General features: G+C 74.1%; 9 protein-coding genes and 1 pseudogene. 5 read left to right on the top strand and 5 right to left on the bottom strand.

Annotated features, from left to right (window positions below):
• Positions 1–5: 5 nt before the first annotated feature.
• From D7I43_RS22930 to thiC, 3 genes and pseudogenes are all read left to right on the top strand, one after another.
• Positions 6–641: pseudogene (locus D7I43_RS22930) on the top strand (thiamine phosphate synthase); the annotation flags it as partial.
• 299 nt (positions 642–940) lie between these two features.
• On the top strand, positions 941–1,726 hold the full coding sequence (gene thiD / locus D7I43_RS22925; RefSeq protein ID WP_120330625.1) for a bifunctional hydroxymethylpyrimidine kinase/phosphomethylpyrimidine kinase: 786 nt from the start codon (positions 941–943) through the stop codon (positions 1,724–1,726).
• 17 nt (positions 1,727–1,743) lie between these two features.
• Positions 1,744–3,336 (top strand): phosphomethylpyrimidine synthase ThiC, encoded by a 1,593-nt coding sequence (gene thiC / locus D7I43_RS22920; RefSeq protein WP_120330624.1) that lies wholly within the window; start codon positions 1,744–1,746, stop codon positions 3,334–3,336.
• Between the two features lie 116 nt (positions 3,337–3,452).
• Here the strand turns inward: thiC and D7I43_RS22915 are convergent, their stop codons facing one another.
• The 4 genes from D7I43_RS22915 to D7I43_RS22900 all read right to left on the bottom strand — a co-directional run bounded on the left by D7I43_RS22915 (position 3,453) and on the right by D7I43_RS22900 (position 8,247).
• Positions 3,453–6,122 carry a hypothetical protein gene (locus tag D7I43_RS22915; RefSeq protein WP_120330623.1) on the bottom strand — a complete coding sequence of 890 codons (2,670 nt, stop codon included), beginning with the start codon at positions 6,120–6,122 and terminating at the stop codon, positions 3,453–3,455.
• 78 nt (positions 6,123–6,200) lie between these two features.
• Complete coding sequence (locus tag D7I43_RS22910) at positions 6,201–6,509, bottom strand: cupin domain-containing protein (RefSeq protein WP_120330622.1); 309 nt, start codon at positions 6,507–6,509, stop codon at positions 6,201–6,203.
• Positions 6,506–7,459 carry an LLM class F420-dependent oxidoreductase gene (locus D7I43_RS22905; protein WP_120330722.1) on the bottom strand — a complete coding sequence of 318 codons (954 nt, stop codon included), beginning with the start codon at positions 7,457–7,459 and terminating at the stop codon, positions 6,506–6,508. Before D7I43_RS22905 ends, D7I43_RS22910 begins: the two co-directional genes overlap by 4 nt.
• A 2-nt stretch (positions 7,460–7,461) precedes the next feature.
• Positions 7,462–8,247 carry an ABC transporter ATP-binding protein gene (locus tag D7I43_RS22900; RefSeq protein WP_120330621.1) on the bottom strand — a complete coding sequence of 262 codons (786 nt, stop codon included), beginning with the start codon at positions 8,245–8,247 and terminating at the stop codon, positions 7,462–7,464.
• A 268-nt stretch (positions 8,248–8,515) separates the two neighbouring features.
• Between D7I43_RS22900 and D7I43_RS22895 the strand changes: the two genes are divergently transcribed.
• Positions 8,516–9,544, top strand: a complete 1,029-nt coding sequence (locus D7I43_RS22895; protein WP_120330620.1) for an ABC transporter substrate-binding protein — start codon at positions 8,516–8,518, stop codon at positions 9,542–9,544.
• A gap of 94 nt (positions 9,545–9,638) precedes the next feature.
• Complete coding sequence (locus D7I43_RS22890; protein ID WP_120330619.1) at positions 9,639–10,496, top strand: ABC transporter permease; 858 nt, start codon at positions 9,639–9,641, stop codon at positions 10,494–10,496.
• A 272-nt stretch (positions 10,497–10,768) separates the two neighbouring features.
• On the opposite strand, the gene D7I43_RS22885 is transcribed toward D7I43_RS22890, so the two are convergent.
• Positions 10,769–11,950 carry an ABC transporter substrate-binding protein gene (locus D7I43_RS22885; RefSeq protein ID WP_120330721.1) on the bottom strand — a complete coding sequence of 394 codons (1,182 nt, stop codon included), beginning with the start codon at positions 11,948–11,950 and terminating at the stop codon, positions 10,769–10,771.
• Positions 11,951–11,988: the final 38 nt, after the last annotated feature.

Here is an 11,988-nt window from a genome sequence, read left to right as displayed (position 1 = left end):
GGCCAATGCCGGATCTCGGTACCCGAGCGCCCCGGCAGGAGCGCCTTCGTACCGGGATCGCGACGCGGCCCTCCGGCGTCGTCCTGCTGACCGACCGGCGCGCGGCGCGGAAGCCGCTCCCGCAGGTGGTCGCCGCGGCGGTGGCCGGGGGAGTTCGCTGGGTGGTGCTGCGGGAGAAGGACCTGCCCCGCGCCGAGCGCGCCGCGCTGGCCGCCGACCTTCGCCCGATCCTCGCCGAGGTGGGCGGCACCCTGGTCCTGGCCGGCCCGGACCCGCTCGACGGCGACGCCGTCCACCTGCCCGCCGCCGGCCCCTATCCGCCCCCGCCCCTGGGCCTCGTCGGCCGCTCCTGCCACGACGAGGCGGAGCTGGCGCGCCTGTCCACCGAGGACTACGTCACGCTCTCGCCCGTCTACCCGACGAGGACGAAGCCCGGCTACGGCCCGCCCCTGCTCCCGCACGGGCTCGCCGCGCTGATCGAGCGAAGCCCGGTCCCGGCCCTCGCCCTGGGCGGTATCGAGACCCCCGACCAGGTGGCGGCCTGCGTCGAGGCCGGCGCCGTCGGGGTGGCGGTGCTGGGGGCCATCATGCGCGCCGACGACCCCACCGAAGCAGCCCACACCCTGACAAGAGCCGCAGACAAGGCCACCCGACCCAGGGCGACCCGACGCGAGGCGCCCACCCCACACGACGCCATCCCACGCGGAGCGACCACCGGACCACCGCGAAGCGGGCACGTCCCGACGACGGTCTCCACGACGGGGCTGCGGCCGACCGCGCCCACGGAGGGATCAAGCCTGACCGCCCGGAGTGGACGCGGTCGGCCGCAGCCCTCCCCGCGGGGGCCGCAGCCCTCCCCGCGGGGGCCGCAGCCCTCCCCGCGGGGGCCGCAGCCCTTCCCCGAGAAGCAGCCGTCGACGGGACCGACCGAGGGGGAGAGATGACGCCACGCACCGTCCTCACCATCGCCGGCTCCGACTCCGGCGGGGGAGCGGGCATCCAGGCCGACCTGAAGGTCTTCGCGGCGCTCGGCGCGTACGGCACCAGCGTGATCACCGCGGTCACCGCGCAGAACACGCGGGGCGTCGACGCCGTCCTGCCGCTGCCCCCGGCCACCGTCACCGACCAGATCGAGAGCGTGCTGGCCGACTTCACGGTGGGCGCCGTGAAGACCGGGATGCTCGGCACACCGGCCGTCGCCGACGCGGTGGTCGACGCCGCCCGGGCCGGCCGGCTGCCGCACGTGGTCGTCGACCCGGTGCTCGTCGCCACGAGCGGGCACCGGCTCGGCGTGGTGACCGCGGTCGAGCGGCTGCTGCCGTACGCCGAGGTGGCGACGCCGAACTGCGCGGAGGCCGCGGCCATCACCGGACGCCCGGTGACCACGGTCGAGGAGATGGTCGACGCCGCCGCGGCGCTGGCCTCCAACGGGCCGGCCCACGTGGTGGTGACCGGCGGCGACCTGGAGGGCGGCGAGGCGGTGGACGTGCTGCACGGCGGCGGCACGACCACCCTGTTCCGCGCGCCGCGCGTGGACACCCGGCACACCCACGGCACCGGCTGCTCGTTCTCGGCGGCGGTCGCCGTGCGGCTGGCGTGGGGTGACGCGGTGCCGGCCGCCGTGGCGGCGGCCAAGGAGTACGTGACCCGTGCGCTGACCGGCGCACGGCACTGGGAACTGGGCGCTGGACGGGGCCCACTGGACCACTTCGGCTGGTCCAGGTGACCACCAGGGAGGCTGTCATGCAGGCACGACGCAAGGTGTACGTGGAAGGGTCGCGGCCGGACGTCCGGGTGCCGTTCGCCGAGGTGACGCTGACCGGGGACAACCCGCCGGTGCGGCTGTACGACACCTCCGGGCCCGGGTCCGACCCGCAAGTCGGGCTGCCGCCGCTGCGCGGACCGTGGATCGCCGAGCGGGGCGACGTCGCCCCGGTGCGCGGAGCCGGCACCCCGCTGGCGGGTGCGGACGGCCGGCGGCCCACACAACTCGCGTACGCCCGGGCGGGTGTCGTGACGCCGGAGATGGAGTTCGTGGCGATCCGGGAGGGGATGGCGCCGGAGTTCGTCCGCGACGAGATCGCGGCCGGTCGGGCGGTGCTGCCGCTGAACGTCAACCACCCCGAGTGCGAGCCGGCGATCATCGGCAAGGCGTTCCTCGTCAAGGTGAACGCCAACATCGGCACCTCGGCGGTCAGCTCGTCGATCGCCGAGGAGGTGGAGAAGCTGACCTGGGCCACCCGGTGGGGCGCGGACACGGTCATGGACCTCTCCACCGGCAAGCGCATCCACGAGACCCGTGAGGCGATCGTGCGGAACTCGCCCGTGCCGATCGGCACCGTGCCGATCTACCAGGCTCTCGAGAAGGTCGGCGGCGACCCGGTGAAGCTCAGCTGGGAGGTGTTCCGGGACACCGTCGTGGAGCAGGCCGAGCAGGGCGTCGACTACATGACCGTGCACGCGGGGGTGCGGCTGCCGTACGTGCCGCTGGCCGTGGACCGGGTGACCGGGATCGTGTCGCGGGGTGGCTCGATCATGGCGGCGTGGTGCCTCGCGCACCACGAGGAGAACTTCCTCTACACGCACTTCGCCGAGCTGTGCGAGATCTTCGCGAGGTACGACGTCACCTTCTCCCTGGGCGACGGGCTGCGCCCCGGCTCGATCGCCGACGCCAACGACGAGGCGCAGTTCGCCGAGCTGAGGACGCTCGGCGAGTTGACGAGGGTCGCCTGGGAGCACGACGTCCAGGTGATGATCGAGGGTCCGGGGCACGTGCCCATGCACAAGATCAAGGAGAACGTGGACCGCCAGCAGGAGTGGTGCCACGAGGCGCCCTTCTACACCCTCGGGCCGCTGACCACCGACATCGCGCCGGCGTACGACCACATCACCTCGGCGATCGGCGCCGCGATGATCGGCATGTTCGGCACGGCGATGCTCTGCTACGTGACCCCGAAGGAGCACCTGGGGCTGCCCGACCGGGACGACGTGAAGGCCGGCGTGATCGCGTACAAGATCGCGGCGCACGCGGCCGACCTCGCGAAGGGGCATCCCGGGGCGCAGGCGTGGGACGACGCGCTCTCGAAGGCGCGGTTCGAGTTCCGCTGGGAGGACCAGTTCAACCTCGCGCTCGACCCGGAGACCGCACGGTCGTACCACGACGCCACGTTGCCGGCCGAGCCGGCGAAGACGGCACACTTCTGCTCGATGTGCGGCCCGAAGTTCTGCTCGATGAAGATCACCCAGGATCTCCAGGAGTACGCGGCCCGCGGCATGCGGGACAAGTCGGCGGAGTTCGTGAACGCGGGCGGGCGGGTCTACCTGCCGTTGGCCTGACCGGCGGTGGGCCGCCCACCCTGACCGGGTTGTCCGCCTGGTCGGCGGCGGGCTGTCCACACGGAACGACGCCCGGGGCGAGGGCCCCGGGCGTCGTCGTGGCGGTCAGTCCCGGTTCAGTCCCGGTGGTGGCGGCCGGTGGAGCGCAGCGAGCGCCGGCCGCTCTCCTGCTCGGGCTCGTTGTCGGCCAGTGGCCGGCCCAGCCCCGCCACCCAGTCGACGTACTCCTCGTCCTGCGCCGCCAACGGCTCCGCTTCCTCGGTCTCCGGATTCCGGGAGCGGTTGCGCCGGAACAGCCCGAGCCGGCTGCGTTCACGCCCGTTCGGCTGCGCCGCCTCCGTGGCCGGCGGTGGGGCGTCGTCCTCGCCGTCGTCCGTCGCGGCGCCGTTCACCGGGGTGGTGGGCGTACCGGTCGACACCGGTCCGGCGCGGCGGGCGGTGGCGAGGGCCTCCCAGTTCGCGGCCCGGTGGAGGTCGGGCAGCGGGGCGCGGTGCCGGGCCCGCGGCGTCGCCTCGGACGGCTTCTCCGGTGCGTCCGGGTGGGCCGGTTCGGCCGCCGCGGGCGGTGTGCGCCGGGGGACCGGCCAGGCCGGCGTCAGCCGCCAGGACGACGTGTCCGTGCCCGTCCCGGCCGTCGGGTCGTCGCCGAGCCGCGAGGTGGCCGCCGTCTTCTCGCCCGAGGCCGTGGCGGTGCCGCTCGGGAGCGGCTCGCTCGTCGTGTCGTCGTCACCGGTTGCGCGGTCGTCGGCTGCCGGTGCGGCGGTGACGCGTCCGCCGGTGGGCGGCGTGGTCGCCACCTGGTCGGCGGCGGGTGGGGCGGCGCGGTCGGGTGCCGGTGCCGACGGGCGGGCCGGGGCGTCCGCACCGGGGTGGCCTTCGGGCGCCGCGGCACGTCCGACGCCGTCCGCCGCTACGGCGCCCGCGCTGCCGGCCGTGGCGTCGACGCCGGCGTGCGTGGCCGTGACGTCGACGCTTGCGGCCGTGGCCGCGCTGCCGACGCTTCCAGCCGTGGCCGCGCTGCCGACGCTTCCGGCCGTGGCCGTGCCGGCGGCCGACGGTGCGGCGTCCGCCGTGCCGGTCGTGGGCGCGGTGGCTGCGGACGTGGCGCCGGTCGGGGGTGAGGTCTCCGCAGTGGCGGCCGTGGCGTCCGCGCCGCCGGCCGGCCCGGATGCGCCGGTGGCGGTGGCCGCGGCCGGCGCGTCCGCGCCGGTACGGCTGGTCGAGGACCGGCCCTTGCGGGTGCGGCGCGGTCGCGGCGTCGGTGCGTCCGCGCCGGTCCCCTCGGTCGGCGTCGCCTCGGTGGTGGACGCGGCGGCGCTCGCGGACGGCGACGACGGCGCTGCCGAGGACCCCTCGGCAGCCGACGGCACCTCGGCCGGCGTCGCCGTCCGGCCCGTCGCCTCGGTGACCGAGCCCGTCGGAGCCGGGTCGGCGGGGCCCGACGACGTCCGCTTCCGGGCCGCCGACCTGCGCCGCGCCCCGGCGCCCTCGGCGGCCGAGGGCTCGACGCCGGTGTCCTCGGCGGCGGCCGGAGGCGTGGCGCCCGTGGCGCCGGACGCGGCATCGGGCGCCTCCGAGGCGGTGCCGGCCGGACGGCCCAGCGTCGACTCGACGGTGAGCGGCGCCGAGGCCGGGTCGTCGACGAGCGGCCGCCGGCGGTCGTCCGTCGGCCACGACCGGGTGGCGCTCCCCGTCTCCGGCCAGTCCCAGTGCACGGGGGCGGTGCGGGCGGTCGTCGGTCCGGTGAGGCCCGTGACGGGAAGGGCGTCCGGTGACGTGACCGTGCCGGTCGGGCGTACGGCGAGGTCGGCGCCGGCCGGGTCCGCGTTCTCGTCCGGCTGACCGGGCCGCGTACCGGTCGGCGGCAGCGCCGGACCGGCGGGCAGCGGGGGAAGGACGGCGCTCGGCGTGATGGCGTGCGCGCCCGTGGTCCGGGTGCCGGCCGGCCAGCGCAGCAGGGCCGCGGCGGCCGCGCCGAGGGCTCCGGCGGCCACCGCGATGAGCGCGCCGTAGTACGGCGTCGTCTGGTACCGGTCCACCGCGTCGCCGGGCCCGGCGGTCAGGTAGGCGAAGGCCACCAGCACCGGGCCGGCCACCCCGGTCGCACCGCTGACGAGCGGTACCTGACCCCGCCAGCGGGCCAGCCCGGCGGTGGACGCCCCCGCGAGCAGCGCCACGATCGGCAGCAGGAACAGCGACAGCCGCTGGGCCGCGTCGGCGTCCAGCCAGGTGGGCTCCAGCACGCCGAGCCGGACCGTGCGCAGCGGGCCGCTCGCCCCGAGGGACGGCAGCGCGGAGAGCAGCGCCAGCAGCCAGACGGCGCCGGCCACCGCCGCCACGTTCCAGCCGAGCGGTGGGTTGAGCAGCACGGCGATGGCCGCGCCGGCGCCGACGACCGCGCCGAGGACGGCGCAGATGCCGACCGCGAACACCGGGTCGACGGAGATCAGCTCCGCGGCCCGGGCGGGCTGCATGCACAGCGGCGCGACAGCGGTGGCGCCCAGCGCGGCGGCCGCGCCGACGGCGAGGTGCCGGCCGGTGGTGGCCGGCACCGGACCGCGGCGCGCGAGGCGCCCGGCGAGCACCGCGCCGGCGACGGCGGCGTTCGCCGCGAACCAGGCGACCCACACGAGCTGGGCCGGCCACTGGTTGACGGTCGCCCCGGTGAAGGCGCCGGTGAGCCGTACGATGCCGAAGCCGTACGCGACGCCCAGCTGACCGGCCCCGGCCAGCACGCTCACCCCGAGCGCTGTGAGCAGCAGTTTGCCCCACGTCCGAATGGCCATGTCCGGCACGTTACGCACCTGGTACGCCGGATCGCCACCGGCACGCCGCGCAACGTGACGGCCGCCCGGACGGCCGCCCTAGAGGAGTTCGACCAGCCGGGCCAGATAGGTCGTGGTGCCGACGTTGGTCAGCATGTGCACGGCGCCCGGGTCCCGGTAGACGACGCCGCCGGTCGGCTCGTCGGCGTCGATCCGGGTGCCGTCGATCGTCTGCACGACGTTCTTGGCGCCCTGGACGGCCACCACGAGGTACGGGTGGTCGTGCCGGTGCAGCGGCTGGGACTCACCCGGTTCGAGGCGGATGTGCCAGACCCGCACCCGGTCGTTCTCGTACACGACCTCCTGGCCCACCGGCCCGAGTTCGATGCCGTCGGTCACGTTGCTCATCGGTCCACTCCGTCCAACTGCGGCAGCACGTCGCTGGCGATCAGTTCCAGATGGTCGAGGTCGTCGATCGCGGTGAAGCGCAGGTGCACCCGGGTGGCGCCGATCGCCGCGAACCGGCCGATCCGCTCGACCAGCAGGGCGGGGGAGCCGACCACCGCGTCCTCGGGCGGCAGCGCGCTCGCCACGTGCAGCGGCGCGGCCCGGCGGTGCGCCTCGGCGTCGGTCCGGCCGACGGCCACGACGATCCCGGCGGAGAGCACCAGCGGCGCCCGCCCGGACCCGGCCCGGTCCACCCGGTCGCAGGCCTCGCGCACCCGCTCGTACGCCTCGGCGGTCTTCTCCACCGAGGTGAACGGCATGTTGAACTCGTCGGCGTAACGGGCGGCGAGTTCCGGGGTGCGCTTCGGGCCGCGGCCGCCCAGGATGATCGGGGGCCCGGGCACCTGCACCGGCTTCGGCAGCGCGGGCGCGTCCACCAGCCGGTAGTGGTCGCCGGTGAAGCGGTAGGTCTCGCCCACCGGGGTCCGCCACAGCCCGGTGACCACCTCGAGCTGCTCGGCCAACCGGTCGAAGCGTTCGCCGACGGGCGGGAACGGGATGCCGTACGACGTGTGCTCGCGTTCGTACCAGCCGGCGCCGATGCCCAGCTCGACCCGGCCGCCGCTCATCCGGTCCACCTGGGCCACCATCACGGCGAGCGGCCCGGGCAGCCGGAAGGTGGCCGAGGTGACCAGCGTGCCGAGGCGGATCCGGTCGGTCTCCCGGGCCAGCGCGGCCAGGGTCAGCCAGGCGTCGGTCGGGCCGGGGAGACCGGGGTCGTCCCCCATCGACTGGTAGTGGTCGGCGCGGAAGAAGCCCTCGTACCCGCAGGCCTCGGACGCCCGCGCGAAGCGGAGCTGGTCGTCGTAGGTGGCGCCACGGTGCGGTTCGACGAAGACCGACACCCGCACGGTCATCGTCCCTCCGCGCCGGCGGCCACCGGCTGGTCGCGCTCCATGAGCAGCTCGTGCAGGTCGGCGCTGACCCGGGCGACGTCCGCGAGGTGCGCGTTGCGGCCGAGCGTGCGCGGCCGGGGGATGTCCACGTCCACGATCTTGCGGATCCGGCCGGGTCGGGGGCTGAGCACCACCACCCGGTCGGCGAGCAGCACCGCCTCGTCGATCGAGTGGGTGACGAAGACGATCGTGGCGGCGCTCTCCATGTGGACCCGCTGGAGCTCGCCGGAGAGTTCCTCGCGGGTGAGCGCGTCCAGCGCCGAGAACGGCTCGTCCATGAGCATCACCCGGGGCTCGCCGATCAACGACCGGCAGAGCGACACGCGCTGCTGCATGCCGCCGGAGAGCTCGTGCGGCAGCCGCTTCTCGAAGCCGGCGAGCCCGGCCATGTCGAGCAGCTGCCGGGCACGATCGCGGTACTTGGCCCGGCTCCAGCCGAAGATCTCGACCGGCAGCAGCACGTTGTCGAGGACCGTACGCCAGGGCAACAGGGCGGGCTTCTGGAACAGCATCGCGATGTCCCGCCGGGGCTTGGCGACCGGCGTGCCGGCGACGGTGATCTCGCCGGCCGTCACCGGCAGGAGCCCGGCGACCAGCCGCAGCAGGGTGGACTTCCCGCAGCCGGAACGGCCGAGGACGGCGACGAACTCACCCTCGGCGACGTCGAGGTCGATCCCCCGCAACGCCTCGACGCGGCCCGAACGGCCGTCGAACGTGCGGGACACTCCGGACAGTCGGATCATCTCCGGCGTGCCTTCCCCTGAGTGGGCGGTCAGGAATTCGACACAGGCTAGCCCGCCTGGATCCCGAGTGCACCGTCCGGGGTGGACGTCAGTTTGTTTCCGTTCCGCAACCCGAAACGCCTGGCGTCGCAAAGGTTGGGTTCTCGTACGCTGTGCCCGCGAAGAGTCCCCTCACGACGGTGGTGCCGGCCTGCCCCCTTTCGCCGGCGCCCCGCCACAACCCCTCCGGTGGCCTGCCGGCCCCGGTCGGAAAGGACATGGTGCACTGATGAGAAGGCTGACCCGTACGGTCGCCGCGGCCGCGCTGGCCACCGTCCTCGCCCTCGCCGCGGGTTGCAGCGGCGGCTCGGATTCCTCCGACGACAAGGGCGGCGGCTCGGGCGGACTGGAGAAGGTGACCTACCTCACCTCGTTCGGCAACTTCGGCCGTGACTCGTACGCCTGGGTGGCGAAGGACAAGGGCTTCTTCAAGGAGGCCGGCTTCGACGTCGACATCAAGCCCGGCCAGGGCACCGGCTCCGTCATCCAGACCATCGTGGGCGGCCAGGCCGACTTCGGCCCGATCGACCTGACCGGTGGCCTGCTCCAGCTCGGCAACGGGCAGGCCAAGGACTTCGTGGCGGTGGCCGCGATCCAGCAGCGCACCATGGCCGCCATCGCCACCCTCGAGGGCAAGAGCATCGCCACGCCGAAGGACCTGGAGGGCAAGAAGCTCGCCGACACCCCCGGCTCCGTGGTCCGCAACCTCTTCCCGACGTACGCCCGGATGGCCGGCGTGGACGCCAGCAAGGTGACGTGGGTGAACGGGGACGCGCAGACGCTGATCCAGACGCTGGCCACCGGCCAGGTGGACGGCATCGGCCAGTTCGTCGTCGGCCAGCCCACCATCGAGGGTGTGGCCAAGAAGAAGGCCGTCCTGCTGCCCTACAGCAACGTGATGCAGGACCTCTACGGCAACGTGCTGATCACCTCCTCGAAGATCGCCAAGGAGAAGCCGGAGATGGTGAAGAAGTTCACCGCGGCGCTCATGAAGGGCCTGGAGTACAGCCTGGCGAACCCGCAGGAGGCCGCGGAGATCCTGAAGAAGAACGTCGACGCGACCAACGTCGCCTCGGCCGCAGCCGAGCTTCAGCTGATGGCCGGGTACGTCCGGTCGAGCAACTCCGGCACGGCCCTGGGCACCCTGGACAGCGGCCGGGTGGCCAAGAGCATCGCCATCCTCCAGGGCGCCGGCACCCTGAAGCAGAACATCACCCCCGAGCAGATCATCGACTTCAGCCTCACGCCGAAGGCCTGATCACTCAGTTGACACGGGGTGCGCCCACCGGAGTCCGGTGGGACGCACCCCGTCCGGCGTCCCGGCCCGTGCCGGACGATCCGAAGGAGGAGACATGACGGAGGTCCGGTCGGCGGAGCCGGTGACCGAACCCACGACCGCGGGGACCGAACCGGTGGCACGCGGCGGCGGGGCCGCCCGGGCGCGCGTCGCCGGGGCGGGCGCGGCGCTGCTGCCCGCGGTCGGCCTGCTGATCGCGCTCGCGGTGTGGTGGCTCACCGCCCGGCTGGAGCTGGTCCACCCCGCGGCCCTGCCACCCCCGGCGGACGTGCTGACCGCGTTCGTCGACAAGCCCGCCCGGATGCTCGAACACACCTGGGACAGCACCCTGGAGATCCTCATCGGGTTCGCCCTCTCCGCGGTGGCCGGCGTCCTCATCGGGCTGGCGTTGGCGTCGTCCCGGACGGTGGAGCGGATGTTCACCCCGTTCCTCGTCGCGGTGAACGCGGTGCCCAAGATCACACTGGGGCCGCTGCTCGTGGTGGCGCTCGGCTGGGGCCAGAAGCCGATCCTCACGATGGTGTTCCTGCTGTCGTTCTTCCCGATCGTGCTCGCCACGGCGACCGGCCTGACCACCACGCCGGCCGACCTCGCCGAACTGGTGCTCTCCTGGAACGCGTCCCGCTGGCAGGCGTTCCGCAAGGTGCGCTTCCCGGCCGCGCTGCCGCAGATCTTCGTGGGCCTCAAGGTGGCCATGCCGCTGGCCGCCATCGGCGCGGTGATCGGTGAGTTCCAGGCCGGCGAGGGCGGTCTCGGTTACGTCATCCAGCAGTACGCGGGCATCGGCGACACGGCCACCGCGTGGGCGGCCATCATGCTGGTCGCGCTGGTCAGCATCCTGCTGTACAGCGCCGTCGTGCTGGTCGAGCGCCTCGCCCTGCCCTGGGTCCGCGAAACCACGAGCAGCCGCTGAAAACCACAGCGACCACCGGGCAGCCAGACGACACCGCCAGACGGCATCAGGGTCACCCCGGGAGATCCTCCACAACGGACGCCGGGCCGGCCTTCCCACCGGGAAGACCGGCCCGCGAACGTGCCCGACGCCGAAGCGCCAAGGGTGTGGCCCACCGCGCCCGGCGCAGGGATCAAGCCTGACCGCCCGGAGCCGGGCGTGGTGGGCCACACCCAAAACCCGGCCCGCGACGGAGGCTCACGGCCGGGACACCTACCACCGGCCGGCCCGGGTCAACCCGCCAACCGCCAGCGCCCGTTGCGCGCCACGAGCGTCGTCAGCGCCTGCGGCATCAGCCCCGAGTGGTTGTCCGGGGTCATCCGGATGGGGCCGGAGAGGCCGTCGAGCTGGGACGTCTCCAGCACGTCCCGGATGCCGTTCCGGTTGACCCGGTCGGCGGGGCCGCCGGCGCGCAGGTGCGCGTCGGCGATGAGCTGGAGCGCGTCCGCGGCGAATGAGGAGCCGCCGTTGTAGCCGCCGAACCGGGCGGTGTAGTCCTGGAACCACTGCCGGCGGGCCGCCTTGGCGGGCGTGGTGGCGATGACGTCGTCGATCACCATGGTCTGGGTGAAGATCAGGGTCGCCCGCTCGGTGGCCTTGGCGGACTCGCCGAGGAAGAGGTCACCGGCGGCCCCGGCGTCGAGGTAGAGCGAGCCGGTGAACCCGGCGTCGTGGGCCGCGGTGGCGGCGAGGGCGGCCTGCTCCGGCGAGGTCCAGAGGACCAGCGCCTGGGGCTTGCGCGCGGTGAGCGAGGCGATCTGCTGGTTGACGTCCGTGTCGGTGGGCTTCACCGTGGCCTCGCGGAGCAGCCTGATGCCGGCCTTGTCGAACTCGCCCTGCAGCGCGGTCGCCCCTTCGCGGCCGTAGTCGTCGTCGCTGCGCAGCAGCGCCACCTTGCGGACGTTCTTGCGGATCAGCTCGCTGGCGAGGGCGGAGGCGTTGTCGTCGGCGTTCGGGCCGAGCTTGAAGACGTACCGCCGCTCCGCCACCGGGTTGGCCACCGCGTCGGACGTGGCGAGCGCGATCGTCGGGATCCGCTTCTCGTTGATCGTCCGCACCGCGCCGATCACGCACTCGTTGCAACTGCCCATGATGATCGCGCTGACCTGTGGGTCGCTGCTGAAGTCGCCGATGTTGCGCAGCGACTCGCTGGCGTCGGACCGGTTGTCCTTCACCCGCAGTTCGATCCGCCGCCCGGCCAGCACACCGGAGGCGTTCAGCTGCTCGACCTTCAGCTCCAGGGCGCGTTGGTACGCCTTGCCCATCGGCGCGGCGGAGCCGGAGAGTTCGAGGTCCGCGGCGATCACGATCGGACTCGCCGCCACCTCGTCGTCGCCGAACTGGCAACCGGTGAGTGTGCCGGCGAGCACGACGGATGCGAGCGCGGCGAGGGTCGCGGAGCGGATGGGGCTCAAGTCGTCCTCCAGGTGCGGGGCGCGGGGGCGCTGCCCGG

Origin of the sequence: Micromonospora globbae (assembly GCF_003610785.1) — a bacterium.
GTDB classification, from domain to species: Bacteria; Actinomycetota; Actinomycetes; order Mycobacteriales; family Micromonosporaceae; genus Micromonospora; species Micromonospora globbae.
The sequence above is the reverse complement of the archived record's forward strand: the minus strand, read 5'-3'. Positions and strand labels throughout refer to the sequence as shown.

What these genes read in the sequence shown, in the direction of transcription:
- thiD (WP_120330625.1), top strand. Translation starts at nt 941, where the DNA reads ATGACGCCACGCACCGTCCTCACCATCGCCGGCTCCGACTCCGGCGGG.
- thiC (WP_120330624.1), top strand. Translation starts at nt 1,744, where the DNA reads ATGCAGGCACGACGCAAGGTGTACGTGGAAGGGTCGCGGCCGGACGTC.
- D7I43_RS22915 (WP_120330623.1), bottom strand. Translation starts at nt 6,122, where the DNA reads ATGGCCATTCGGACGTGGGGCAAACTGCTGCTCACAGCGCTCGGGGTG.
- D7I43_RS22910 (WP_120330622.1), bottom strand. Translation starts at nt 6,509, where the DNA reads ATGAGCAACGTGACCGACGGCATCGAACTCGGGCCGGTGGGCCAGGAG.
- D7I43_RS22900 (WP_120330621.1), bottom strand. Translation starts at nt 8,247, where the DNA reads ATGATCCGACTGTCCGGAGTGTCCCGCACGTTCGACGGCCGTTCGGGC.
- D7I43_RS22895 (WP_120330620.1), top strand. Translation starts at nt 8,516, where the DNA reads ATGAGAAGGCTGACCCGTACGGTCGCCGCGGCCGCGCTGGCCACCGTC.
- D7I43_RS22890 (WP_120330619.1), top strand. Translation starts at nt 9,639, where the DNA reads ATGACGGAGGTCCGGTCGGCGGAGCCGGTGACCGAACCCACGACCGCG.